The sequence below is a fragment of the Streptomyces sp. NPDC058741 genome, assembly GCF_042746715.1.
In the GTDB taxonomy this organism is placed as follows: domain Bacteria; phylum Actinomycetota; class Actinomycetes; order Streptomycetales; family Streptomycetaceae; genus Streptomyces.
This window is the reverse complement of record NZ_JBHYQH010000046.1, coordinates 1-24,602: the sequence shown is the minus strand read 5'-3', so window position 1 is coordinate 24,602 and position 24,602 is coordinate 1. Positions and strand designations below refer to the sequence as shown.

The window sequence follows — 24,602 nt, the reverse complement described above, 5'->3', positions numbered from 1 at the left end:
CGCGGGCCGGGCCCGGACCCTGAGGCCTGGACACGCACGCGGCGTCGGCACCGGCGCGTCCCTCCTGCTCGCTCGCGCGCGGACTGTGCCGAACGGGTTCGGCCGGACCACCGTAGCGTGCGCACGGGTGGTGGGTTGACCAGAGCCGGAAGGCGGTCAGCTGCCGGTGCCCGTCCTGCCCCAGTCCGGGCCCGCCCGGTGCCAGGCCTGGTCCCAACGGGTGTACCGCCGGCGGAGCATGCCCCGGACGACCAGCCGTCTGCCGCCCTCCACGAGACCGCCCGCGGCCAGGGCCGCCCCGAAGCCGGCCAGGACCGCGTACGTCGACGCCGTCGCGGGGTCGAGGGGGCGGGCCACCGTCCGGCCGTGGTCGTCGGTCCATATCCGGAACGTGTCACCCCGGCCCGGGTCCTTCAGGCCCGCGAAGACCGGGCGCCGGTGCGAAGTGCCGTCCGGGGCGGTCCAGTCGGCGAGGACACGGGTGCGTATGGTGCCCGTGGAGGTCTCCGGGTCGGCGTCCAGGGGCGGGCGGTCCAGCTTGCGGACCACGGCCGCCGTGACCGGATGCCGGGCCTCGTGCTGCGCGCGGACGGAGCGCTGCAGGGCCTCCTGTGCGGCGGTGCCGACGAGAGAACCGGTCACCGGGGCTGCCACCAGGATCAGGACGAAGGCCGCGAACGCCAGCCAGGCCTCGGCCAGATCGGTCGTGCGGCAGAGCGGATTGCGCCGCCAGCGCCAGAGTCCGCTGATCGCTCGCACCGCCCGCACCCCTTCCCGCTCCGTGACCACCCACGGCGGAGCCGTCCACGCGGGAACCCGTCGACGGGGGAGGGACATCACCTCTCCCCGGGCCTCTCATGAACGTCTCACCACACGCCCAACGCCCGGCCGCGCGGCGCGGTTCCCGCTCCTGCGGGGCAACCCGGTCCGCGCTACTCGATGATCGTGACCGGGTCCCCGACCCGTATCGTCCCCCCGCACAGCGGCACCAGGTTCTGCCCGAAGACCAGTCGCCCGTCGAGCCGCCGGTGGCGCCCCAGGCTGTGCAGGGGTTCGCGGCCGCGCTCGGCGCTTCCCTGGTCGGTGGTGGTCACCACGCAGCGGCCGCAGGGCTTCGCGACCCGGAAGCCGACCTCCCCGACGGCCAGACGGGACCAGCCGTCCTCGGCCCAGGCGGGGGTGCCCGTCACGACCATGTTCGGCCTAAAGCGGTTCATGGGCAGCGGCCCCTCGTCCGCGTGCTCACCGCGCCCGATCAGGGCGTTGAGGGCGTCGAGCGAGGCCGTCGTGGTGAGCAGCAGCGGGAATCCGTCGGCGAGGGAGACGGTCTCGCCGGGGCGCGCGTACTCGGGGTCCACGGGACGGCGCGTGGCCGGATCGTCCAGGTGCACGAGCCGCGCGGCGAGGCCGAGATAGGCGCTGCACCAGGCGTGCGCGGCGTCGTCCTCGGCCGGGACCGCCTCGATCTCGTCACCGAAGATCCGCACCGGCACCCGGACCTCCGGCCGGGGCACGCACACGGTCAGCGGCTCCATGCCGGGCGCCGACAGCCGTACGCCGCCGCCGGGCAGGGGCTCGGCGGCGGCGAGGGCGAGGCGTGGCCGCTGTCGCTGTGTGAGGACCTTTCCCCCGCCGTCGATCAGCGCCCAGCGCCGGTCACCGGCCAGCCCCCAGGGCTCCACGGCGGCTTCCCGGGGCGCGAGGCCCTTGACCGCCTTGACCGGGTGGACGTGGATCGAGTGCAGGTGAGCGTTTCCCATGGGGCCATCGTGCCAGCAGGCGCCGACGGCCCTGCGGGCGGCTCAGTAACCGCGGTACTGCTGGTTGTTGTACGGGTCCTGGTACGGGACCGGGGCCGGCCGGGGAGCCGCTGGGCGCATCGCCTCGTAGCCCGCGGGAGCCGGCTGGCGCGGCTGCTGGGGGCCCGGATAGCCGCGCGGCGCGCTCGCCTGCTGCGGGATGTACGCCGCCGGCGCCTGCTGCAGCGGAGCGGGCTGCTGCGCCTGCGGGTACCCGTAGACGGGCTGGGAGGGGGCCGCCGGAAGAGCGGGCAGCGCGGACGGGAGGGCGGGCAGTCTGCCGCCCGGCACGTCGTACTGCGCGGGGACCCGGATCGGGGCGATCTGCGGGGTGCCCCGCTCGGCGACGAGCCTGTCGTAGATCGGGGTGTCCGGGAAGGAGGCGGAGTAGTAGCCGCCGCCATAGGTGGAGCGGGGGGAGGTCATGGCACATAAGTTAAGCCCACGATGTGCTGGTTGGGGAGACCGATAAGAGGGTTGTTTTCCGTGTCCGCAGTGACCCGGTATCCCCAATGCGAATGAACTTCACAAAAAGGGGCACTGGACAGGGTTTACATCGCGTAAAGGCCGAGTTCCGGGCGGGTTACCGGCGGTCGGCCACCGATCTCCGTCCAGCGCGCCGGGGAGTCCGCCACGGAGGGGAATAGGTTGTGCGGACGGAACGCGACGGACGGCCGGGAGCTGACCGGCACGGAGACAGGCGATGGGGGCGGACATGCAGATGCCGAAGGGTTCGAACACTCCGGTGCCCACCACGGCGCTGCGGGTGGAGCTGGGCTGGCGCACCGGACCCGGGGTGCCCGACGCCGACGCCTCCGCGCTGCTGCTGGTGAGCGGGAAGGTGCGGTCCGACGCCGACTTCGTCTTCTACAACCAGCCGGCGCACGCCTCCGGCGCGATCCGGCACGAGGGCAAGCGCACCGCCGGGGACCGGGTGACCGACACCCTTCTCGTCGACCTCGCGCGCGTGGAGCCCGCGATCGAGACGATCGTCCTCGCCGCCTCCGCCGACGGCGGTGCGTTCGGACAGGTCCCGGACCTCTACATCGAGGTCCGTGACACCGCCGCAAACGCCCCCGTGGCCCGCTTCGACAATCCCGGCGCCACCACCGAGACCGCCTTCGTGCTCGGCGAGTTCTACCGCCGCCTGGGCGCGTGGAAGTTCCGCGCCGTCGGACAGGGCTACAGCCGCGGCCTCGAAGGGCTGGCGACGGACTACGGCATCACCGTGGACGAGCCGCGGCAGGCGGCCCCGACCCCGGCCCCGGCGCCCGCCGCGGCCACACCCCCTCCCATGGCCCCCGCGGCGTATCCGCCCCCGCCGGCGACCCGGCCCGCCACCCCGCCTCCGCCGGTCCGGCTCACCAAGGTCACGCTCACCAAGGCGGCGCCCTCCGTCTCGCTCACCAAGCAGGGCGGCACCTCCGGCGTCCTGCACGTGAACCTCAACTGGCAGGTGCACAAGCAGTTCTCAGGCTGGAGCAGCAAGTTCGGCCGCCCGACCGCGATGCACAACGACCTCGACCTCGACCTGTGCGCGCTGTACGAACTGACCGACGGCAGCAAGGGCGTCGTCCAGGCCCTCGGCAACGCTTTCGGCGCGCTGCACCAGCCGCCGTTCATCCACCTCGACGGCGACGACCGCACCGGGGCCGTGGCGGCCGGTGAGAACCTCACCGTCAACCTCGACCACAAGCAGGCCTTCCGCCGCATCCTCGTGTTCGTCACCATCTACGAGGGCGCCCGTTCCTTCGCCGACCTGCACGCCCAGGTCACGCTCCAGCCGCAGCACGGCGCCCCCATCGAGTTCTCCCTCGACGAGTGCACGATCCCCTCGCCCGTGTGCGCGCTGGCCCTGATCACCAACACCGGCGGCGATCTGGTCGTCCAGCGGGAGGCCCGCTATCTGGTGCCCGAGCGCGGGGTGAGCCCGCAGCGCACCGTCGACCACGCCTACGGCTGGGGCATGAACTGGACCCCGGGAAGGAAGTGACCGGCGGCGTCAGCCCTCCTCGGGCACGGCGTCCGGGCGCGCGTAGGTGCGGCCCTTCCAGGCGGCGCCGCGCCCCCGGTAGTGCCGCACCGCCGAGTCGACCGTCATGAGGAGATAGAGGAACGCCGTGAACGGCAGCAGCGGGGCGAGCCACAGCGGCTGCCGGTAGTAGCGGAGCATCGGCACGTACGTCCCCGTCATCACCAGCCACGCCAGGCCTCCGGTGACGACGGCCGCCGTGCTCCCCGCCGCGAGACCGGCCACGAGCGCCGCGGGCGGCACCAGGTACACCAGCGCCAGCCCGGCCACCGTCCCGGCCAGCACGAGCGGATGGTGCCGCAGTTGGGCGTACGCGCTGCGCGCCACCATCCGCCACAGATCGGCCAGCCGCTGATACGGCCGCACACTGTCCACCCGGTCGGCCAGTCCCAGCCAGATCCGGCCGCCGCCGCCCTTCACCGCCCGGGCCAGTGCCACGTCGTCGATCACGGCGTGCCTGATCGCGTCCGGGATCCGCGCCCGCCCCGCTGCCTCGGCCCGCAGCAGGACGCAGCCCCCGGCCGCGGCGGCCGTCCGGGCTCCGTCCCGGCCGATCCGGCGGAACGGGTAGAGCTGCGCGAAGAAGTAGACGAAGGCCGGCACGACCAGCCGCTCCCACAGGCCCTCCACCCGCAGGCGGGCCATCTGCGAGACGAGGTCGTAGCCCCCGGCCCGGGCGGCCGCCACCAGCGTGCGCAGACTGTCCGGTGCGTGCGCGATGTCGGCGTCCGTCAGCAGCAGGTACTCGGGGTCACGCGCGCGGGCCAGGGAGATGCCGTGGCGCACCGCCCACAGCTTGCCGGTCCAGCCCGCGGGCGGTTCCCCGGGCGTGTCCACCGTCAGCGGCAGCCCCGCGTGCCGGCGCGCCAGTTCCCGCGCGAGCTCACCGGTGCCGTCGGCACTGCCGTCGTCGACGAGGAAGATCTCCGCCCGCCCCGGATAGTCCTGCAGGAGCAGCGAGGGCAGCGCGGCGGGCAGCACGGCCGCCTCGTCACGGGCCGGGACGACGACGCACACGGACGGCCAGGCGTCCGGCCGCGGGCCTGGCGGGAGCCGCACGTCCGTGCGCCAGAAGAAGCCCTGACAGAGCAGAAGCCACAGCCAGGCGAGCAGTGATCCAGCGGCAGTCCACACAACGGCGCTCACGCGCGCAGTCTGCCCCACGGCACCGGACCCGTAGCGCTCATCGTCTATCGTGATCGGGTGAAGATCGCGCTCATGGACTCCGGAATCGGTCTGCTGGCGGCCACCGCCGCGGTTCGGCGGCTGCGCCCCGACGCCGATCTCGTGCTCTCCCTGGACCCCGACGGAATGCCGTGGGGACCGCGCACCCCCGAAGACCTGACCGAGCGTGCCCTGGCCGTCGCCGAGGCGGCGGCCGCGCGCCGTCCCGACGCCCTGATCGTCGGCTGCAACACCGCGACCGTGCACGCGCTGACCGCCCTGCGCGCCCGCCTCGAACCGGAGCTCCCGGTCGTCGGCACGGTCCCGGCCATCAAGCCGGCCGCGGCCGGCGGGGGTCCTCTCGCCATCTGGGCGACCCCGGCCACCACCGGCAGCACGTACCAGCGCACGCTGATCCGGGACTTCGCCGGCGGGGTACCCGTCACCGAGGTCCCCTGCTGGGGTCTGGCCGAGGCCGTGGAACGCGCGGACCAGCAGGCGATCGACGCCGCCGTCGCAGCGGCCGCCGCGCTGACGCCCGACGAGGTGACCACGGTCGTCCTGGGCTGCACCCACTACGAACTGGTCGCCGAGCGCATCCGCGCAGCCGTCCAGCGGCCCGGCCGCGCGCCGCTCGTACTGCACGGGTCGGCGGGCGCCGTCGCGGCCCAGGCCCTGCGCCGGCTCGGCGCGCAGCCCGCGCCGGGAGCCACGCCCGAGGGCACCCTCACCGTGCTGCTCAGCGGACGCGAGGGCACGCTGCCCGTGCCGGCCCTGGCGTACGAGGAGGGGCGGATGCTGCAGGCGGTCACGCCCGCGCGCTGAGACGTGGGCTTCCCGGCGCCCCGGACCGCCCGACGCCCGGGCGGCCCAGTCACGCTCCGCCACGAGGTACCAGCAGAGCGGAACCTGAGTACCCTCGAATTCATGAGGGACCACCGCGACGGCGAGAACGCCCCCTACGCGCATCCCGACGTGTGGACCGGCCGCGCCACCAACCGGGTCCAGTGGCTGCTCGCGCTGGTCGGTGCCGCCTGCATGGCGCTCGGCATCAAACTGGCCATCGCCTCCCCGTGGACCTCCGGTGTCGCCCCGCTCGCCATGGCCGTCGTCGGGTGCATCGCCGCCGGGCTCCTCGTCCTGTTCGGAACCCTCGCCTTCGTGCACGTCGCGCTGCGGGTCGACCAGGAGCACCTGGAGGTGCGCTGCGGTCACATCGGCGTGCCCCGTCGCCGCATCCCCCTCTCGAGCGTGGCCGGCGCCACGTACACCTCGCACGTCACCCCTCGCCACTGGGGCGGCTGGGGGTACCGCTGGCGGCCAGAGAAGGGCACCGCGGTCGTCGTGCGACGGGGTGAGGGCGTGGTGCTGGAGCTGTGGGACGGTCACACCTTCACGGTCACCGTGGACGACGCCGAGGCGGCCGTACGCGTGATCAAGGCCCGGCTCCGGCACACGGAACCGGGGGCCGCCGCGCACTGAGTCCCGCCGCGGGCTCGCTCACCAGGCCCGGGTGCGTCCGGCGTCCCGAGGGTGCGGATCCGGGGCACGGCTCGACGGTGCGTGGACGAGCGGGCGTGCCGTGGCCAGACCGGCCAGCACTCCCGCTCCCGCCGACACCGCGGTGAAGCTCAGCGCGTTGCCGAGCCCGGCGATGACGGCCAGTGCCGTCAGGGCCGCGCCCGCGGTGAGCGCCACCGGCGTCGGACGCGGGCCGCGCCACAGCGCGTAGATCGTCCAGCCGAACGCCGCCGCCAGCAGGGCCGCGCCGACGACGCCCTGCTCGGCCGCCTGCTGCAGAGGCGCCGAGTGGGGCCTGCCGTCGGAGAGCGGCGACGCGGCGGACGCGGCGCTCAGCTCCCCGAAGCGGCCCGGTCCGGCCCCGAGCGCGACGTTCTCGCGCAGCAGGTGCCACGCGTCCCGCCACAGCTCGATCCGGTGCGCGGTCAGTCCTCCCTCAAGGGCGGCGGTGAAGGAGCCCGGTACGGCGCCGGCCGCGATCGCCCAGCTCAGACCGGTCGCGAAGGCGCCGAACGCCACCAGCGCGGCGAGGCCGGCGCCGCGGTGCCGGATGCGGCCGGCGACCAGTGAGCACACCAGCACCGCCCCGGCGGCGACGCAGCCCGAGGTGGATCCGATCCCGGCGGCCAGCACCGCGATCCCGGCGGCCAGCAGCCGCAGGACGAGCCGTACTGCCGCTGCGCGAGCGGTCCAGGCCGCGCAGCAGACGGCTCCCGCCGACAGCGTCAGCACGGCCGCCGAGGCCCCGGCATGCCCCAGGGGCGTGGTGATCTGCGGGCCCGGCGCGAGATGGGGGACGGCCACGGTCAGCCCGATCCCGGCCAGCGCCCCGGCGAGGGGCGCGCCGACCGGCAGCAGCGCGCCCCCGATCCGGCCCGCGGCGTACCCGGCCGCCACGGCCAGGACCGCGAGGAGCACGCCCTCGGGGCGGCCGTCGTGCGCCGCCGCCGTGATCAGGGACCAGCCGGCGCAGGCCCCCAGCACCGCCACACCCGCCGCGTCCGAGTCGACGCGTCTCTCACCGTCCGCTTCCGGGAGACCACGTTTCTCCCGGTCCCCGTCCGGCCCGGACGCGGACGTCATCCCGCTTCGACCCACCCGCCCCGCCCCCCCGCGCCCGTCGCCCCCGACCCGTGCCGTCGCCCCGGTCGTCCGGGCCGTCGCGGACTGCTCGACCGAGGCTCCGGCACACCGTAACGGCTGGTGGACGGTTTGGGGACGTGTCGTGAAGAAATGAGCGGGAACGCCGCGGCGGACCCGGCGGCCGCGGACCGGCCCGGATGCCCGCCGACCGCGCTGTCGGCCCCCGGGCCGCTCGACTTAGACTCCGGGAGTGACCGTCACCGCAACCTCCGTCGACGAGTCGGCCTCACCGCAACCGCGGACCGCGCCCCGGGCGCGCGCCTGGTTCCGGCGGCTCGTCCCGGCCGCCGCAGCCGCGCTCTCCGGCCTGCTCCTGTACGTCAGCTTCCCGCCCCGCACCCTGTGGTGGCTGGCCCTGCCGGCCTTCGCCGTCTTCGGCTCGGCGCTGAGCGGCCGTGGCTGGAAGGCCGCCCTGGGCCTGGGCTACCTGTTCGGGCTGGGCTTCCTGCTGCCGCTGCTGGTGTGGACCGGAGTGGAGGTCGGGCCCGGTCCCTGGCTCGCCCTGGTCGCGATCGAGGCGCTCTTCGTGGCGCTCGTCGGCGCGGGGGTCGCCGCCGTGTCCGGGCTGCCCGGCCGGCCGGTGTGGGCGGCCGCCGTGTGGACCGCCGGCGAGGCGGCACGCGCGCGTGCGCCGTTCGAGGGCTTCCCCTGGGGCAAGATCGCGTTCGGGCAGGCCGACGGTGTGTTCCTGCCGCTCGCCGCGGTGGGCGGCACCCCGGTCCTCGGCTTCGCGGTGGTCCTGTGCGGCTTCGGCCTGTACGAGGTCGTCCGCCTGGCCGTGGCGTGGCGGCGGACCGGGACGGTGAAGCGGACCGCGGCGGCCGTGGGTCTGCTGAGCCTGGCCGTGCCGGTCGCCGGTGCCGTGGCGGCCCGGCCGCTGGTCAGCGACACGGCAGAGGACGGCAGCGTCACCGTCGCGGTGATCCAGGGCAACGTGCCCCGCGCGGGCCTCGACTTCAACTCCCAGCGCCGGGCCGTGCTCGACCACCACGCGCGCGAGACCGAACGGCTGGCCACCGACGTCGAGGCCGGCAAGGCCCCCCGGCCCGACATCGTCCTGTGGCCGGAGAACTCCTCCGACATCGACCCCTTCGCCAACCCCGACGCCCGCGCCGTGATCGACCGGGCCGTCCGGGCCATCGGTGCGCCCGTCTCGGTGGGCGGCGTCGTCGAACGGGACGGCAAGCTCTACAACGAGCAGATCCTGTGGGACCCGGTGAAGGGACCCGTGGACACCTACGACAAGCGCCAGATCCAGCCGTTCGGCGAGTACCTCCCGCTGCGCTCCCTCATCGGCGCGATCAACGGGGACTGGACGGCCATGGTCCGCCAGGACTTCAGCAGGGGCACCGAGCCGGGCGTCTTCACCATGGACGGCGCCCGGGTCGGGCTCGTCACCTGCTACGAGGCCGCCTTCGACTGGGCCGTGCGCTCCGAGGTCACGGACGGCGCCCAGATGATCTCCGTGCCGAGCAACAACGCCACCTTCGACCGCAGCGAGATGACCTACCAGCAGCTCGCCATGTCCCGCGTCCGCGCGGTGGAGCACAGCCGCACCGTGACCGTGCCGGTGACCAGTGGCGTGAGCGCGGTCATCATGCCGGACGGGCGCATCACGCGGAGGACGGGCATGTTCGTCGCCGACTCGCTGGTGCAGAAGGTGCCGCTGCGGTCCTCCGAGACCCCCGCCACCCGGCTGGGCGTCCTGCCGGAGATCGCCCTCGTGCTGGTCGCGGCGGGCGGAGTCTGCTGGGCCGTCGGCGCCGGGATGCGCGGGCGGCGCGCGGGTGACGCGTAGCCGTACGCCGGTCGCACGCGGCCCGGAGCGAGCCAGGCGGCCCGAACCGGCCCCTTAGGGTCGTGCCCATGGCTACCCCCGACTTCATCCGCACGCTCCGCGCCTCGGCCGGACACCAGCTGCTCTGGCTCCCCGGAGTCACCGCTCTCGTCTTCGACGACCGGGGCAGAGTGCTGCTGAACCGCCGGGCCGACACCGGCAGGTGGTCCGTGATCGGGGGCATCCCCGACCCGGGGGAGCAGCCCGCGGCCTGCGCCGTGCGCGAGGTCCACGAGGAGACGGCCGTGCGCTGCGTCGCCGAACGGGTCGTCCTCGTCCAGGCGCTGCAGCCCGTCACGTACGGCAACGGCGACACCTGTCAGTACATGGACATCACCTTCCGCTGCCGGGCCGTCCGCGGCGAGGCCCGGGTCAACGACGACGAGTCGCTGGAGGTCGGCTGGTTCGACGTCGACGCCCTGCCCGATCTCCACGAGTTCGGCCTGCTGCGGATCAAGCAGGCCCTCTCCGACGGCCCCACATGGTTCGACCCCACTGCTTCCCTTTGAAGTATGGAGCGTGACCACATGGGGCGGAGGAAGGGTGCTCCCTAGGGTCGAGACATGACCGAGCCTCGTGTCCTCCAGGCCCCCCACGCCAGTCCGCTCGACCTAGGCGGCCGCACCGCGCTCGTCACCGGTGCCGCCGGCGGCATCGGCCGCGCCTGCGCGCTGCGGCTCGCCACCGCCGGCGCCAAGGTCAGAGCCGTCGACCGGGACGCGGAGGGTCTGGAGGCCCTCGCCGAGCAGGGCGGCGGCCTCGCCGGCACCGTCGAGCCGCACGTCCTCGACCTCACCGACCTGGACGCCACCGAGCTCGCCGCCGCCGGCACCGACATCCTCGTCAACAACGCCGGGCTGCAACTCGTGCGCCCCATCGAGGAGTTCCCGCCCGACGTCTTCCACACCGTGCTCACGGTGATGCTGGAGGCCCCGTTCCGCCTCATCCGCGGCGCCCTGCCCCACATGTACGGCCAGGGATGGGGACGCATCGTGAACGTGTCGTCCGTGCACGGACTGCGCGCCTCCGCCTACAAGTCCGCCTACGTGGCCGCCAAACACGGCCTGGAGGGACTGTCCAAGACCACCGCCCTCGAAGGCGCGCCCCACGGCGTCACCTCGAACTGTGTGAATCCCGCCTATGTGCGCACACCCTTGGTCGAGAAGCAGCTCGCCGACCAGGCGCAGGCCCACGGGATCCCCGAGGAGCGCGTCCTGTCCGAGGTGCTGCTCCAGGACAGCGCGGTGAAGCGGCTGATCGAGCCCGAGGACGTCGCCGAGGCCGTGGTCTACCTTTGCGGGCCGCACGCGTCCTTCGTGACCGGCACCTCCCTCGTGCTCGACGGCGGCTGGACCGCCCACTGAGGGGCCGCACCCGCCGGCGGGGAAGTTTTCCACAGGCCTGACGGGGCGAACGGGTCATGGTGAATCCTGTGGGCATGCCCAGCGAACACGCGCAGCACGCCGAGCGCCCAGCCGACGCCGCACACCCACCGGTCAGCGCCGAGACGCCGTATCTCGAGCTCCTGGCCCGGGGCGCGTCCGCCGACGCCTACGAGCAGCCGGTGCTGCTGGCGCGCGCCGAAGGCCGGCCGGCCGCGTGGACGGCCGCGCTGGAGCGGGCCAAGCCGCTCGCCCTGCGCGTCCGCGCGGAGCTGGAGGGACGGCGCCGCCGCGAGGCCGAGCTGTCCGCGCTGTTCGAGACCGCCCACGACCTCGCCGGGCTGCGTGACCTGGACGCCGTGCTGCAGGCGATCGTGCAGCGGGCCCGGTCCCTGCTGGGCACGGACGTCGCCTACCTCAGCCTGAACGACCCGGAGCGGGGCGACACCTACATGCGGGTCACCGAGGGCTCGGTCGCGGCCCGCTTCCAGCAGCTGCGCCTCGGAATGGGCGAGGGGCTGGGCGGCCTGGTCGCGCAGACCGCCCGGCCGTACGTCACCGACGACTACTTCAAGGACGACCGCTTCCAGCACACCCGCACCATCGACACGGGCGTGCGGGACGAGGGACTCGTGGCGATCCTCGGCGTGCCGCTGATGCTCGGGCACCACGTGATCGGCGTGCTCTTCGCCGCGGACCGCCGCGCCCGGGTCTTCGAGCGGGAGCAGATCGCCCTGCTCGGTTCCTTCGCCGCCCTCGCCGCGGCCGCCATCGACACCGCCAACCTGCTCACCGAGACGCGTTCCGCCCTGGCGGAGCTGGAGCGGGCCAACGAGATCATCCAGGACCGCAGCGGCGTCATCGAGCGTGCCTCCGACGTCCACGACCGGCTCGCCGAGCTGGTGCTGCGCGGCGGCGGGGTCCAGGACGTGGCCGCCGCCGTCTCCGAGGTCCTCGACGGCACCGTCGAGTTCGCCGAGGCCGCCCTGGCACCGGCCGCGGCACTGGAGGCGTCCCGCGCGGACGGCCACGCGGTGCGGCACGGGGACGACTGGATCGCGGCGGTCGCCGCCGGCGGCGAGCTGCTCGGCGCGCTCGTGCTGCGCGGCCACCCGGGCCTCGACCCCGTCGACCAGCGCACACTGGAGCGGGCGGCCACGGTCACGTCCCTGCTGCTCCTGGCCCGCCGGTCCGCCACCGAGGCCGAGCAGCGCGTACGCGGAGAGCTCCTCGACGATCTGCTCGACGCCCGCGACCGCGACCCGCGCGTGCTGCGGGAGCGCGCCACCCGGCTCCACGCCGACCTCGACGCCGTCCACGTGGTGCTGGCCGCCCGCCTGGAGAGCGACACGGCCGACGCCCACCAGGAGGCGGACGCCCGCAGACGCCTCGCCGCGGCGGCCTCCCACCTGGCCGCGACACGGCACGGCCTGGCCGCCGCCCGCGACGGCGGCACGGTCCTGCTGCTGCCCCTCGGGTCCGGCGACACCGCCACCGGCCTCGCCCGCCGGGCCGCCCGCGACCTCGGCACGGCGGTCCACGCCCCCGTCACCGTCGGCGCCTCCGCACCCGCCGGGAACCTCGCCCAGCACCCGGACGCCGTCGCCACGGCCTACGGGGAGGCCCGGCGCTGCCTCGACGCCCTGCGCCTCCTCGGCCGTTCGGGGGACGGGGCCGACGCAGAGGACTTCGGCTTCCTCGGGCTGCTCCTGGCCGGCGACCGGGACATCCATGGCTTCGTCGACCGCACCATCGGCCAGGTCGTCGCCTACGACCGCCGCCGTGGCACCGACCTGCTGCGCACCCTCGACGCCTACTTCGCCTGCGGCATGAGCCCCGCCCGCACCAAGGACGAACTGCACGTCCACGTCAACACGGTCGCCCAGCGCCTGGAGCGCGTCGGACGCCTCCTCGGCGACGACTGGCAGAGCCCGGCCCGCGCACTGGAGATCCAGCTCGCGCTGCGCCTGAACCGGCTGGCGGCACCGGAACGGCGCTGACCCCCGTACGCGACGGCGTACGGGGGCCGGATCGGGCGCGGGTCAGACGGCTCGGGCGTCCTTCGCCGCGGCGGTGCTCCGCTCCACCTCGGCGGCGTCTCGGGGAAGGCCGGCGTCGGCGAGGTCCCGGTGCCGGGTCTCCTTCGCCGCCCCCACCGCGACGACCGTGAGCAGGGCGGCGGCGATGACGTAGAGGGCGATCGGGGTGGAGCTGCCGTAGTCCTTCAGCAGCGCGGTGGCGATCAGCGGAGCGGGCGCGCCCGCGGCGACGGAGGCGAACTGGGCGCCGATCGACGCCCCGGAGTAGCGCATGCGCGTCGCGAACATCTCCGAGAAGAACGCCGCCTGCGGCGCGTACATCGCCCCGTGCAGCACGAGACCCACGGTGACGGCCAGGAGCAGGGACCCGAAGCCGCCGGTGTCGATCAGCGAGAAGAACGGGAACATCCACAGCCCGACACCGATCGCGCCCATCAGGTAGACGGGACGGCGGCCGATCCGGTCGGACAGCGCTCCCCAGGCCGGGATCACCGCGAAGTGCACGGCCGAGGCGATCAGCACGGCGTTGAGAGCGGTCTGCTTCGAGACGCCGGCCGCGGTGGTGGCGTAGACGAGGATGAAGGCGGTGATGACGTAGTAGCTGATGTTCTCGGCCATACGGGCGCCCATCGCGACCAGGACGTCACGCCAGTGGTGCCGCAGCACGGCGACGAGCGGCAGCTTCTCCGCCGTCGCTCCCTCGGTCGCCTTGCGGGCCTGCGCATGGGCCAGGGCCTGCTTGAACACCGGCGACTCGTCGACGGACAGACGAATCCACAGACCGACGATCACCAGCACCCCGGAGAGCAGGAAGGGGATGCGCCAGCCCCAGCTGACGAACGCGGCCTCCGACAGCAGGGCGGTCAGCAGGCTCAGCACACCGGTGGCCAGGAGCTGCCCCGCCGGGGCACCGGTCTGCGGCCACGAGGCCCAGAACCCGCGTCGCCGCGCGTCCCCGTGCTCCGAGACCAGCAGGACGGCGCCGCCCCACTCGCCGCCCAGGGCGAACCCCTGGACCAGCCGCAGCACGGTGAGCAGGACCGGGGCGGCCGTGCCGATGGTGGCGTGCGTCGGCAGCAGACCGATGGCGAAGGTCGCCCCGCCCATCAGCAGCAGGCTCAGCACCAGCAGCTTCTTGCGCCCGAGCCGGTCGCCGTAGTGCCCGAACACCAGCGCGCCCAGGGGCCGGGCGGCGAAACCGACCGCGTACGTCAGGAACGACAGCAGCGTGCCGACCAGCGGATCCGAGTCGGGGAAGAACAGCTGGTTGAACACGAGCGCGGCGGCGGAGCCGTAGAGAAAGAAGTCGTACCACTCGATGGTGGTTCCGATGAGGCTGGCGGCGACGATGCGCTTGAGGTTCACGGATGGTGGGGGAGCGGTGGTTCCGGAGGCCATGTGCGCCACTTCCTCGTGTGCGGTGGGGACGGGTACGTGTCGGCACACGGTAGAAACATGCAGGTCAGGCGCACATGTGGTGGGGCAACATAGTTCGAGCGTTGGCTATGCATGCGGCCACCATGCCGGCTTCGCCCCAGCCACTTACCCTCCCAGGCCCGGCGGCCACCCACAAGCCGGGCGCCGGTCATCATCTCACCCCGTGACAAACGTGATGATGATTGGTGCGCCAAGGGGCCCAGCGAGCAGACGCGCAACCTCGGGGTCGTCCAGGCGGGCATCCTCGGTGAGCCGGCACGTCCCTTCGACCTTCCCGCCGAGCGGGATGGCGCGGAACGTGTTGTGGACAGACTCTTCGCGTTCATAGAGTGCATCGCCCAGGTGCACACCTTCGCCAAGGGCTGGGGATCGCCGCGCCTCAGATCGGCATTACCCGTGCTGCTGCTGTCGTTCAGCCTGCCGAGTCCGGCGCTGGCCCCATCGTCGTCCTCAACCCTCGTGTCACGGATGTGTCGGAGGAGAGCGATGAGCAGTACGAAGGGTACCTGTCCTTCTTCAACGTGCGAGGGAAGGTGTCTCGCCCTCTGAGAATGACCGTGGAGACCACATCCGTCAACGGTGCCACGGTAACCAACCAGCGCGGCCTGGACCGCCTCGTCAAGCACGAGATTGACCACCTCGACGGCCTGCTGGACGCGGATCGTATGCGGTCAGGCTGCCTATCCGCGTTGAGGAGTACCGGCAGATCGGCCGGGCATGGGCGTACGACTCCTGACCCGGAGCTCCCAGTGACGATGGAGGACGTGGGCGGGGAGGACCCGCAATGACGTGGGACGATCTGTGTGTCCGCTGTCCGCGACGTGGATGCATGGCCGCTGCGGTTCGTACGGTGACGACAACGGCCCGCCGAAGAATCCGCCATTGCTACCTGGGCGGCTTTCGGCGGAATCTACCTGGGTGCGGTGACGCGTAGCCGGATGGCCTCATACCCATCCGGCTAGCGCGTGTGACCTGACCAGTCAGCAGCGGCATGGGCTGGCCGATCAGACGATGTATTCCTCCATCAGCTCGGCGAGGTGGACGATGGCGGGCCACGTGGTGGCGATGTCGGTGTGGGCGTGGAGGCGTCGTTGGGCCTGGACGTACATGGCCCAGTCGGCCGGGTTGTCGCCGTCTTGGAGGAAGGCGGGCACGATCTCCAGGGAGGTGGGGTTGGAGCAGGTCCAGGTCCGGTTGGCGGTCTGGGCCGGGTCGAACTTGGTGAGCGTGAGAGGGGTCTGGTTCTGATCGGGGCGCGGGTTGATGCCCCAGAAGGCGCGTTCCCCGACTTCGACCAGGCCGGAGAATCGTCCGTGACGGGTGACGGGGATCAGTTCGTCGGTGTCGTCGCCGGCGCTGACCATTTCCTGGGTGACACCGAAGGCCCTGGGCACCGCAGAGCGATCGCTGCGCTCGCGTAGCCGGATGATGCGCAGGCCAGGTTGGTCGCCGGGCTTACGGCGGTCTGGGTCCGCGTTGGGGGCCGTGAGGTCGATGCCCGGCAGCACGAGCTGGTCGAAGGTGATGCGGCTGTCCTGGAGCCAGGGCCAGATGTCCTTGTCGCTCGTCCGGGCGCGGCGTACGAGCAGCAGGCGATTGGCGGTGGAGTCGAGCGACAGGGCGTTGGTGAGGAATTCGGCGAGGGCCGCGCGTGTGGTACGGGGCACGCGTCCGCGGCCGGCCACGAGGGCTTCCGGTAGGGCGGTCAACGGCATGGGGCGCTCGGTGGGGCTGCCCGTCGTCGTCATGAGTTGTGCCGTGGGTTCCTCGTGGGTGTGCTGACGGATCAGCATGGGCACGAGCATCCGCTCGCCTGCGGGGGCGAGCCAGACGGTGATCAGCTCGAAGGAGCCTTCGATGCCGGGTGGGGCGGGGAGTTTGGGGAGGTGTCCGGCCTGGCGGAGGGCGTCCCGGAGGGCGGAAGTGGCGCGCTCGATGTCGGTGCCGGGAAAACGCCTGGCGAGCGCTGCTTTGCTGGGATTGGGGTTGGCCGGCGGGATGGGGCGCAGCCCCTGGACGTTTCGGCGCAGGCTCGGCAGGACCTTCTTGAAGAGGGTTTTGGGGTCGCGCTGGTGTGTGCGGGAGAAGTAGGCCGCGCCTTCCATCTCCACGATGCAGGCGATGGGGTGGGCAAGGCGGGGGAATGTACGGGCGATTCGCGTGGTGCGTTCGGCCTCGCTGGCTTCGTAGGCGGCCCGCCGGGCTGCCGGGTCCGACTCGATGGAGCGTGGCAGACCGGCGGTCAGGTCTTGCGGGTCGTGGCGGTGGAGGGTGAGGTTGATCGGTCCGGTGAAGCTGGCGCACGCTGCTGTTGAGGTGGCGGGTGTCAGGCCGAGCTTGTTAGCGGCGGCGGTCTGTAGAGCTTGCCAGGAGCGGTCGGAGGACGCCCAGACTTCGAGCTCGTACGTGGGGGAGTCGGGCAGCTGCAGTGGCAGGCGTGTTTTCGCACGCGTGCGTGCCTTGGGCGTGGGCGTCAGCGGGACCAGGCCCTTGTCCTCCAGCTGACCGGCGACCTGGGCGAGGACTTCCATGTGGTCGCGAGGTTGGTAACCGTGGCCGACCGGATGGTCGTGGGTCGCACGAGCCGGCGGGGCGCCGTCCTGGTCCGGATAGCGGTAGGTCATGCCGGTGCTGTGCACGAGGTGGGCGGCGAAGGGCTGAGCCGCCGCGTTGCCCGGGGCGTTGCGCAGTTCGTCGAGGCTGGGTGGCTCGTGGTGGGTGAGGTGGGCGAGGATGCTGGTCACGCCCGGCTGCCAGGTCCAGGATGTGTCCTGTCCGCGTCGGCGGATGGTGACGGAGCTCTGCAGGAGCATGGGACGTTCTCGGCGGTGGAGGAATCCGTCCTTGGCGGAGAGCAGGACGCTGGCGGTGGGGTCGCCGTTTCCGCGGCGGGGGATGTAGTCGAGCGCGTTCGTCGCGAAGCGGGTCATGCCCAGGTCGAGGTGGAGGTGGACCTCGGGGACCCCGGGCACGGTTTCCAGGCGGAGGGTGAGGACGTCCACGCTGGCTCCGACCGCGCCGTCTTCATCGATGAGAGGATCCGGTTGGCCGAGGTGCAGGACGCGGCGGCCGTCGGCTTGGGTGGGGCCGAGCCGCAGGTCACGGTGGTGGCCCAGGAGCTGAAGGTCGGTGGTGGTGAGGTGTTCGGCGACGAGGCTGGGCAGGAGGTCGAAGACGTGCACGGGAGGGTTGGCGGTGCCGTTGGGGTGGATGCCGTGCTGGGCGAGGTCGAGGTCTTCGGGGATCCATTCGAACTGGCCGGCGGCTTCGAGACGGCCGTACCAGTCGGTGTCCGGCACCTGGGGCGCCACGTGAGCGGAGGCCCATGCCGACAGCGCGATCAGCAGCAGGTCCGGGTCGATCTCGGTTCGCGCGCGCAGCCACGCCGGATGGCGAGGGTCCCAGTGCACGGAGGTGATGTCCGGGTCGATAAGGGTGATCAAGTCTTTCAGTGGCTTGGTGGGCAGGCTGTCGGGTCCGTTGCGCTTTCGTCGGCCGGGGCGGGCCTCCCAGGCGTCCTGGAGGACGTTAAGCATCCCGGGTGGGCAGGTCGCGCGATAGCCAGTGACGGGCCAGCTGGCCCCGGGGGTGAAGGTGAGCACGGTGGCCTGGGTGGCGCGGTAGGCGGGCATCAGCGGTGACCCCAGTCGATGTTGTCGAGGAGATGGGAGGCCAGACCCCAGCAGGCGTGGGCGATTTCATGGTCGAGGCGCTGCGCCGCGGTGGCGGTCGGGCCTGGATTGATGAGCCAGCCGTGCAGGAGTTGCTGGGCGGCGACGATCACGCTCGTGCGGGGAGTGTCGGCCGCGGTTTCGTCGAGCGTGGCGGTCCGGGGCGCGAAGGCGGCGTCGCAGAGGTACACCAGAACCGGTTCATTGCCACGGATGCCGCGGCCGATCGTCTGGTGGAGCGGGACGAGGAAGTTGCCGACGAACGCCGCGTGTTCGACCGGGTCGGTCAGGCGGGAGAACAGCACCGGCTCTCCGACCCGCTGCTGCCAGCGGCGGCGTTCGCCGTGGCGGAGTTTGCGCGCGAGGTCGACGGGATCGACCAAGGGGTCGGCCAGCTCGATCGGGCCGCGAAGGCGGCGCATCGCCTCGCGGCTGAGCAGGGACAGCGGGAAGGTCGCATCGTCGGTGGGTGGGTGGATGCGGGCCAGGTAGAACACCGCGCCCAGGGCGGCGACGCGACGAGCTGCGTTGAGGATGTTGTGGCCGCGTTGGACGGCGCCCTCGGCAGCAACCAGGATGTCCGCGCCGGAAGCGGCAAAGGTGGGCAGGCGGCGCCTTGGGATGCTGTGCCGAGTGGGCGGGTCGTCGTCGCGGATGACGTGGAGGGCCGTGTACGGCGTCTTGTGATTGATGTAGTCGGCAACCGTCTGGGCATCGCGGGTGCTCTGCACGGTGAACAGGACCTGCTGACGGTCGTCGGCCAGCCGCAGACGGGCCTGCTGGAGCAGGGACTCGCGCGCACCGGGGGCCGGATTGCAGATCCAGTCGGCGGCCGTGCACAGGGCGTGGGCATGCCGAGTGGGGTCGCCGCCGGTGCCCGAGATAAAGACGGGGCGGCCGTCGGCGTAGCGCGGCGGCCGGAAGAACATCTTGCTCTCCTTCAGCGCCGCCCTGGCCTTGGCCGGCTCCCGGAGTACCAGGTTCGGGGCGACGTCCAGGTGGAAGCGGGGCGAGGCGGGCATCCAGCTGGTGGCGGAGGCCAGGACGACATGCGGTCCCTCGATGCCCTCGGCTGTCAGGAGATCATGGAGGTGGTAGAGCAACCAGCGGCCGACCCCGCGCAGCCACAGGATGCTGAACGACCCGCTGTCACCACCAGGGTTGGGCTGCCACTGCAGCGCCATCAGGTTCCCGGCAGCCTGTTCGGGCACGAACGGCATCAGGTCACGTGGCGGCTGCCGGCTCCAGAAGTCCTCCCCGTCGCTGATCGGGGAGGAGCTGATGGCGTGCAGCCGTTGGGCAACTTCGAAGAACGAGGTCGTGATACGCGCGGCCCACACCCCGGCCTGCAGCAGTTGTGCGTACTCCGCCAGCGTGCCTCGGACCTTCGCCTCGTCGATGGCGGGCTGGTGCGTCGTGATCCATGCCTCTGCGGCCTCCTGGGCCGAGACATGAGTGTCGTGGGCTGCCGTCATCGCCTCGATCAGCTCGGCCCAGTTCGCCGCAGGAGCCTGGAACGGGGCGGAGAGCACCGAGGCGAAGTGCTCTTCGAAGTAGTAGTCGGCGGCTTCTTCCTGTTCCGCCTTGTCCGCGAAGTCAGTCCGTTCACCAAGGCCGTGAAGACTGCGCGCCAAGCGCCGCATGAGGCTGTAGCCGGTGAACGGTCCCTCCGCGATGACGTCGCGCAGGGAGTTCGCACCAGAGGCGATGACCAGCCGGTACAGCTCGGTCAGTGCCTGATCGTGCCGACGGAAATGTTTGTCGCCAGCCGTCACCTCCGGGTCGAGCAGATCGAGGAACCAGGAGTGCTCCAGCCGCTGCCCGATGCGGTCGCCTACCCGGTGACTCCAGCCCCGGCCGGGCTGGGAAAGGATCTCGTGCAGCAGGAAACGGTCGTCGAACTGCTGCTGCACGGTGTCGGCTTCGTCCACGAGCAGGACGGACAGGTGGTGCTGCGCCGCTTCGGCGACGCGGACCTCGATATGGGACTGAGGCATCCGCGTCGACGCCAGGCCCGCCGCGGTCGTCACCCACACCTGTGCTTCGGCAACCTTGCGTGCCGCCGTATGCGAAGGACACTGGGACAGAAGCGGGCAGTCGCGACGCCCGCTCTCGCCGGCCACGGTGAGACGGCCTGTGCAAGGCCGCTCCTCGCGGGGCAGCGGAGCCCGGTCGGTCCTGCTGGTCAGCCGCAGCTCCTCCAGGCAACACTGGTCGTCAGCGAACTCCGCAGCAGGGTCCAGACCTGTGGGGAAGGTCGTCTCGCCGTCGTGGAGGAGCGAGCGCCAGAACCGGTCCTTGTGGACGCCTTCCCGGGTGCGTCCGAAGATGGGCACAGCATCGATGCCCAGGGCCTGCAGGAAGCTGACTTTGGCGAACACGTCGCTGCCGGAGGCGAGGACGAACCCGACCTTGCCGCCGCGGCGGGCGACGATGAAGGCGATCAGGTCCAGCAGGGTGGACTTGCCGCTGTTCATCAGGCCGACCACGTGCCACAGGCGATCAATGGTCATCCGCCACTGCTGATCGAGGAGACGACCTTCGGCGTGGTCGGCCAGCAGGGCCTCCATCTCCTCGAACCGTTTGACGAAGTTCCGGTTTTCAATCTCTGGATGGGCTTCCAGGAGTTTGTCGATATGTTCGGCAGCCCACTGGAAGTCATCCCGCGTGAGGGGGATGGGCTCCTGCACTCGGGAGACTGCTGCGGGCAGCACCGCAGGAGCAGGAGCCGGGAGGAGAGTCTCGGGGACGCGGATCTGTTCCCGCCTGCCGTCGGCCCGCTCGAAGGAACACACCGAACCTGGCGGCGCCGGCCGGCATGAGGACGTCGTCTGATAGGGGGCGATTTTCTGCAGCGTCTGACGGTAGAGGTCATGACGGGCCGCTGCGTACGGGGTGGACCGGCGGGTGAACACGGTCGACAACTCCGGCTTGTGGCCAAGCATGTCGCAGGGTTCGAAGCCCCGTACCTGTACCGGCAGCTTCACGTACTGATCGAGCTTCTCCCTCATGGTCCCGGTCTTGGCAAGGGGGCCCATCACCTCCCGCAGGGTCCGGAGCTGCGGGCCCAGGTCCTCCTCCAGACGCATGTAACCGGACAGGACCGGCCACAGCGCGCCGACGCCCTGGCCGGGCAGATGGTCGTCCAGGAACGACAGGCCCACCTCCAACGCGCAGATCTCCCACGGCCTGAGGGGGCCGAGCAGGGGGCGCACACTGTCGTCCGCCAGTTCCTTCACCAGCGACTTGCTCCAGGCGCGGGTGTCCCTCATCGCGTTTCTCCCGTCTGACGCGCACGGACGGCGGCCTGCCGCAGGAACGTCTTCTCGTCGAGGACTTCGACGCCGGAAACGCGACCCTGCAGTTCACGCTCCAGATCCGCTACGTAGCCGGGAGTTCTGAGGCGGTGCATGGGAATGACGATGATGCGTCGCCGCGCCGGCACGCGTGGATCGCAGCGAAAGCCCCGGGCGAGTAGGGCTGGGCTTGAGCAGTCCTTGGCGTCGACGGCCCAGCGCTCCGCCTCGGCACCCGGTTCCCGAGCCTTGAACGTCAACGCGATATCCCACGCATCCAGGCACGGCCAGCCCTCGACGCACAGTGTGCCGTCGGCGAGTTCGCCAAGGTGGTCCAGCAGCCGTCCCTCCAGCAGTCACGGGTCGTGGAAGAACTGGCGGGTTGCCCGGTGCTGGGTCCAATACGCGCCCAGACACGTCACCTCGTACTGCTCTGGCACCCCGGTACAGCCGGGAGCCCCACAGCCAACGGCCCCGTCGTCAAACGGATTTCGGCAGTCTGCACAGCGCCGAAGGCGAACCTTCCCCGGCGCCTGGACCGGGTGGTGGACGTAGGCGATGCGGACGAATTTGGCGAGGAACGAGTCATGGTGGGAGTCCGCTGCGGGGAGTTCCCGCGCCAGTGCCTGGACCTCGCGGTCGCTGAGCACCGGACGGTCGATCAGCAGGCTCCGCAGCCGGCAGTAGACCCGCTGGACAGCGTCGTCGTCCCTACCGTTCATCCGTGCACACAGCATCAGGGCGGCAAAGACCTGATTTTGAACGAGTTCCGCCTCGACGTCAGCGTGCTGGATCAGGTCTGCAGCCTGCTCGGCGAACTCAGACAGGGCATCACCCTCCAGCAGCACCGCTTCGAGATCGCCCTCGGTGAGGGAGAGCGGTACAGGCCACGACCTCAGCGGGCGACGGCACCAGTCGAACAGTTCCAGGTCGTTGCCGGGCCCTTCCAAATCCAGTGACTGCGCCTTCCACCACAAGCGGCCTCGTGCATCACGCCAAGCACGCGGCAATGGCCCCGACCCGTCCGTGCCGCGAGCTTGAACGCCGGCCCGCTGTCGTTCGAGGCGGATTTTCGCCAACGCGGCACACATCAGCTCAACCAGCAGGTAGTCGTCCTGAGCGGTCTGTGGGTCTCTTTCTCCGCTGAGGCCAGCGTCCCGCGATGCAGGAACCGCAGCAGCCGGGCGATGGTCATCTGGAACGTCGCCGTCAACCGACGGTGGCTGCGTACCGCCGGAGGCCGACGCAGCCGCATCCTGAGCAACACTCATAGCCGACCGGTATACCCGACCGCACTGACAACGCTTCTCAGAATTCGAACGCTTATGCGATTAATCCGCTCATGATTTCGATTATCGTCGGCTGGCGCTGCCGGACGGCACTGTGGACAGCTGTGCTACGGCCTGCGGGATCCTTCGATGGGGATCTCTGAAACCGCTCTGTCTTCGGCTCCGGGAAGGCGCGCGGCCCGCACTGTCAGTGGTGGGTGGTGGGATATGCCATAGCGCTGTTGCCGACGTCTCCGGAGTCGCCCGCATGAGCTTACGTATGACGGTTCCCGCCTCTCGCGAGCCGGAAAATGGCATCGGGGCGAGCCCGGTACCTCACTCGAGTTGCACTGATCGGACAGAAGTAGCAAGTCATCGTGCTGCGTCCTGGGAGGTCTGGTGCGGGCAGCTCTCGAGCGATGGGGCTCGGCGGACGAACCTCGCAGTGGCGACGGGGGGTGTGCAGGGCGCCGTCGGCTACCCGCGCGCATATGCCCGAGGGCACCGCAGGGTGCGTCCCGATGGCTGCGTCGTTTGCCGTTTTTCGTGGTTCCGGGGAGGCGGATATCGTCTGTGAGTCTCCCGCGGAGGGAGTGCGACGCTCCGCGTGTGCTCGCCCGGTAGGTTAAGCCTGGTGTGTACATGCAGAGCCCGCCCTAAATGGGGTGAAAAGTAGGATTTCACGGCCTTCGGGCCGCCACCTTTTGACGAGCAAGGACACCCCCGACTGATGGCAGTGACCCAGCAGGAGATCGAGAACCGGTTGTGGGACGCCGCCGACGAGCTGCGCGTGGCGATGCCCGAGGCGCAGTACTCCTCGGTCGTCTTCCCTCTGATGTTCTGGAAGTATCTGTCGGATACCTGGGAGCACACCCATCAGACCTTCCTCAAGGAGAACGAGGACCTCGACCTCTCAGCCGAAGAAGCCGACGAGGTCGAGTACAGCAACTACCAGACGTTCAAGATCCCCTTCATCTTCCCCGGTACCGTCGCCGAGTGCCGCGCCTCTTGGTCATCCATCCTCGCCACCGTCGCCCAGCACGGCCTCGGCCAGCGGGTTCGCGCTTCCCTCCAGGCCATCGAGTCGGCCAACCCTGACAAGTTCTCCCGAATTTTCGGGTCCATGACCTGGACCTCCGAAGCGGTGCTTCCAGGGGAGGTGCTGGCGTCGGTCATGCGGACGATGAACCGTGTCCCCAAGATGCACGAGGGCAACATGTCCCACGACGTGCTCGGGGGAGCGTACGAATACCTGCTGAAGCGCTTCTCCGACGGTTCCGGCACCCGCGCCGGCCAGTTCTTCACCCCGCGCGAGGTCGTGGAACTGATCATCGAGCTGCTGGACCCCAAGAACCATGAGTCGGTGTACGACCCGACCTGCGGGTCGGGTGGCATGCTCATTGCTGCCGCGAGTCTCCTGAAGTCCCACGGCAGGCGGGGATACACACTAGGCCTGAACGGGCAAGAGGCGGTAACGGATACCGCAGGTGTGGCCCGCATGAACCTCTTCATGCACAACCTGACCGAGTTCAAGGTCGAGGTCGGCGACACCCTGAGGGACCCGCGCTTCAAGAAGCCGGACGGGTCCGTTAAGCAATTCGACGTGATTGTCGCCAATCCGCCCTACAGCCTGAAGTGGAGGCCATGGGGTAGCCATCGGCGGGGTCGCCCCACAGTCGTCGGCCGACTGGGCATTCGTGCAGCACATGATCGCCAGCATGGATCCCAAGAAGGGGCGGGCCGGCGTCGTCCTGCCGCACGGCGTCCTCTTCCGGGGCGGCCAGGAGGCAGCCATCCGCCAACGCGTCCTGGACACCGACCTCCTGGAAGCCGTGATCGGGCTACCCGCGAACCTCTTTTACAGCACGACGATTCCGACCTGCATTCTCGTATTCCGTGCCCCCGGCACTAAGACGTTGTCTCATTTGGCGAGTCTGCGGTAGCAGATGAGGCTGCAGGCGATGGCGGTGAAGGCGAGGAAGTGTTCGGCCTTGCGTTCGTAGCGGCGGTGCA

The 24,602-nt window shown here is 71.2% G+C and carries 19 protein-coding genes and 2 pseudogenes; 10 read left to right on the top strand and 11 right to left on the bottom strand.

Annotated elements, in window-relative coordinates:
- Window positions 1-156: 156 nt before the first annotated feature.
- The 3 genes from ACFW6P_RS27500 to ACFW6P_RS27490 form a co-directional block, all read right to left on the bottom strand.
- Window positions 157-759: a hypothetical protein gene (locus tag ACFW6P_RS27500; protein ID WP_386358815.1), complete on the bottom strand. Its 603-nt coding sequence runs from the start codon at window positions 757-759 to the stop codon at window positions 157-159.
- Window positions 760-932: 173 nt separating this feature from the next.
- Window positions 933-1,760 (bottom strand): MOSC domain-containing protein, encoded by an 828-nt coding sequence (locus tag ACFW6P_RS27495; protein WP_386358813.1) that lies wholly within the window; start codon window positions 1,758-1,760, stop codon window positions 933-935.
- Between the two features lie 42 nt (window positions 1,761-1,802).
- Window positions 1,803-2,225: a DUF6643 family protein gene (locus ACFW6P_RS27490; RefSeq protein ID WP_386358811.1), complete on the bottom strand. Its 423-nt coding sequence runs from the start codon at window positions 2,223-2,225 to the stop codon at window positions 1,803-1,805.
- A gap of 295 nt (window positions 2,226-2,520) precedes the next feature.
- Between ACFW6P_RS27490 and ACFW6P_RS27485 the strand changes: the two genes are divergently transcribed.
- Window positions 2,521-3,792 carry a TerD family protein gene (locus ACFW6P_RS27485; RefSeq protein ID WP_386358860.1) on the top strand — a complete coding sequence of 424 codons (1,272 nt, stop codon included), beginning with the start codon at window positions 2,521-2,523 and terminating at the stop codon, window positions 3,790-3,792.
- 9 nt (window positions 3,793-3,801) lie between these two features.
- On the opposite strand, the gene ACFW6P_RS27480 is transcribed toward ACFW6P_RS27485, so the two are convergent.
- Window positions 3,802-4,995 carry a glycosyltransferase gene (locus ACFW6P_RS27480; RefSeq protein WP_386358809.1) on the bottom strand — a complete coding sequence of 398 codons (1,194 nt, stop codon included), beginning with the start codon at window positions 4,993-4,995 and terminating at the stop codon, window positions 3,802-3,804.
- Between the two features lie 39 nt (window positions 4,996-5,034).
- Here ACFW6P_RS27480 and ACFW6P_RS27475 point away from each other — a divergent pair, with 39 nt between their 5' ends.
- Together ACFW6P_RS27475 and ACFW6P_RS27470 are read left to right on the top strand one after the other, a co-directional pair.
- Window positions 5,035-5,820: a glutamate racemase gene (locus tag ACFW6P_RS27475; protein ID WP_386358807.1), complete on the top strand. Its 786-nt coding sequence runs from the start codon at window positions 5,035-5,037 to the stop codon at window positions 5,818-5,820.
- A 102-nt stretch (window positions 5,821-5,922) separates the two neighbouring features.
- Window positions 5,923-6,477: a hypothetical protein gene (locus tag ACFW6P_RS27470; RefSeq protein ID WP_386358805.1), complete on the top strand. Its 555-nt coding sequence runs from the start codon at window positions 5,923-5,925 to the stop codon at window positions 6,475-6,477.
- 18 nt (window positions 6,478-6,495) lie between these two features.
- Here ACFW6P_RS27470 and ACFW6P_RS27465 read toward each other — a convergent pair whose 3' ends face one another.
- The gene (locus ACFW6P_RS27465; RefSeq protein ID WP_386425162.1) at window positions 6,496-7,506 is read right to left on the bottom strand and encodes an O-antigen ligase family protein; all 1,011 of its coding nucleotides are present in this window, start codon (window positions 7,504-7,506) and stop codon (window positions 6,496-6,498) included.
- Between the two features lie 343 nt (window positions 7,507-7,849).
- On the opposite strand from ACFW6P_RS27465, the gene lnt reads away from it, so the two are divergent.
- From lnt to ACFW6P_RS27445, 4 genes are all read left to right on the top strand, one after another.
- On the top strand, window positions 7,850-9,457 hold the full coding sequence (lnt, locus tag ACFW6P_RS27460; protein ID WP_386425153.1) for an apolipoprotein N-acyltransferase: 1,608 nt from the start codon (window positions 7,850-7,852) through the stop codon (window positions 9,455-9,457).
- Between the two features lie 68 nt (window positions 9,458-9,525).
- A complete protein-coding gene (locus tag ACFW6P_RS27455) occupies window positions 9,526-10,005 on the top strand; it encodes an NUDIX domain-containing protein (protein WP_386425150.1) in 480 nt (159 codons plus the stop codon).
- 54 nt (window positions 10,006-10,059) lie between these two features.
- Window positions 10,060-10,860, top strand: coding sequence for a 3-hydroxybutyrate dehydrogenase (locus ACFW6P_RS27450; RefSeq protein WP_386358800.1), 801 nt, complete (start codon window positions 10,060-10,062; stop codon window positions 10,858-10,860).
- Between the two features lie 74 nt (window positions 10,861-10,934).
- The gene (locus tag ACFW6P_RS27445) at window positions 10,935-12,878 is read left to right on the top strand and encodes a helix-turn-helix domain-containing protein (RefSeq protein ID WP_386425147.1); all 1,944 of its coding nucleotides are present in this window, start codon (window positions 10,935-10,937) and stop codon (window positions 12,876-12,878) included.
- A 42-nt stretch (window positions 12,879-12,920) separates the two neighbouring features.
- Here ACFW6P_RS27445 and ACFW6P_RS27440 read toward each other — a convergent pair whose 3' ends face one another.
- Window positions 12,921-14,315, bottom strand: a complete 1,395-nt coding sequence (locus ACFW6P_RS27440; RefSeq protein ID WP_386358796.1) for an MFS transporter — start codon at window positions 14,313-14,315, stop codon at window positions 12,921-12,923.
- A gap of 368 nt (window positions 14,316-14,683) precedes the next feature.
- On the opposite strand from ACFW6P_RS27440, the gene ACFW6P_RS27435 reads away from it, so the two are divergent.
- Window positions 14,684-15,142 (top strand): peptide deformylase, encoded by a 459-nt coding sequence (locus tag ACFW6P_RS27435; RefSeq protein WP_386358794.1) that lies wholly within the window; start codon window positions 14,684-14,686, stop codon window positions 15,140-15,142.
- A 216-nt stretch (window positions 15,143-15,358) separates the two neighbouring features.
- On the opposite strand, the gene ACFW6P_RS27430 is transcribed toward ACFW6P_RS27435, so the two are convergent.
- From ACFW6P_RS27430 to ACFW6P_RS27415, 4 genes are read right to left on the bottom strand one after another with little or no spacing between them, the layout of a single operon-like run.
- Complete coding sequence (locus ACFW6P_RS27430; protein ID WP_386358792.1) at window positions 15,359-17,986, bottom strand: pPIWI_RE module domain-containing protein; 2,628 nt, start codon at window positions 17,984-17,986, stop codon at window positions 15,359-15,361.
- Window positions 17,986-21,297 (bottom strand): hypothetical protein, encoded by a 3,312-nt coding sequence (locus tag ACFW6P_RS27425; protein WP_386425143.1) that lies wholly within the window; start codon window positions 21,295-21,297, stop codon window positions 17,986-17,988. Before ACFW6P_RS27425 ends, ACFW6P_RS27430 begins: the two co-directional genes overlap by 1 nt.
- Window positions 21,294-21,659, bottom strand: a complete 366-nt coding sequence (locus ACFW6P_RS27420) for a hypothetical protein (protein WP_386358857.1) — start codon at window positions 21,657-21,659, stop codon at window positions 21,294-21,296. The genes ACFW6P_RS27425 and ACFW6P_RS27420 overlap by 4 nt, the downstream gene beginning before the upstream one ends.
- Window positions 21,660-21,677: 18 nt before the next feature.
- Window positions 21,678-22,592, bottom strand: coding sequence for a hypothetical protein (locus ACFW6P_RS27415; RefSeq protein WP_386358788.1), 915 nt, complete (start codon window positions 22,590-22,592; stop codon window positions 21,678-21,680).
- Between the two features lie 727 nt (window positions 22,593-23,319).
- Between ACFW6P_RS27415 and ACFW6P_RS27410 the strand changes: the two are divergent.
- Together ACFW6P_RS27410 and ACFW6P_RS27405 are read left to right on the top strand one after the other, a co-directional pair.
- Window positions 23,320-24,171 (top strand): annotated as a pseudogene (locus tag ACFW6P_RS27410) (N-6 DNA methylase); the annotation flags it as partial.
- 124 nt (window positions 24,172-24,295) lie between these two features.
- Window positions 24,296-24,532 (top strand): class I SAM-dependent DNA methyltransferase, encoded by a 237-nt coding sequence (locus ACFW6P_RS27405; protein WP_386358786.1) that lies wholly within the window; start codon window positions 24,296-24,298, stop codon window positions 24,530-24,532.
- On the opposite strand, the pseudogene ACFW6P_RS27400 reads toward ACFW6P_RS27405, so the two are convergent.
- Window positions 24,511-24,602: pseudogene (locus ACFW6P_RS27400) on the bottom strand (IS5/IS1182 family transposase); the annotation flags it as partial. The gene ACFW6P_RS27405 and the pseudogene ACFW6P_RS27400 sit on opposite strands and share 22 nt — an antisense overlap.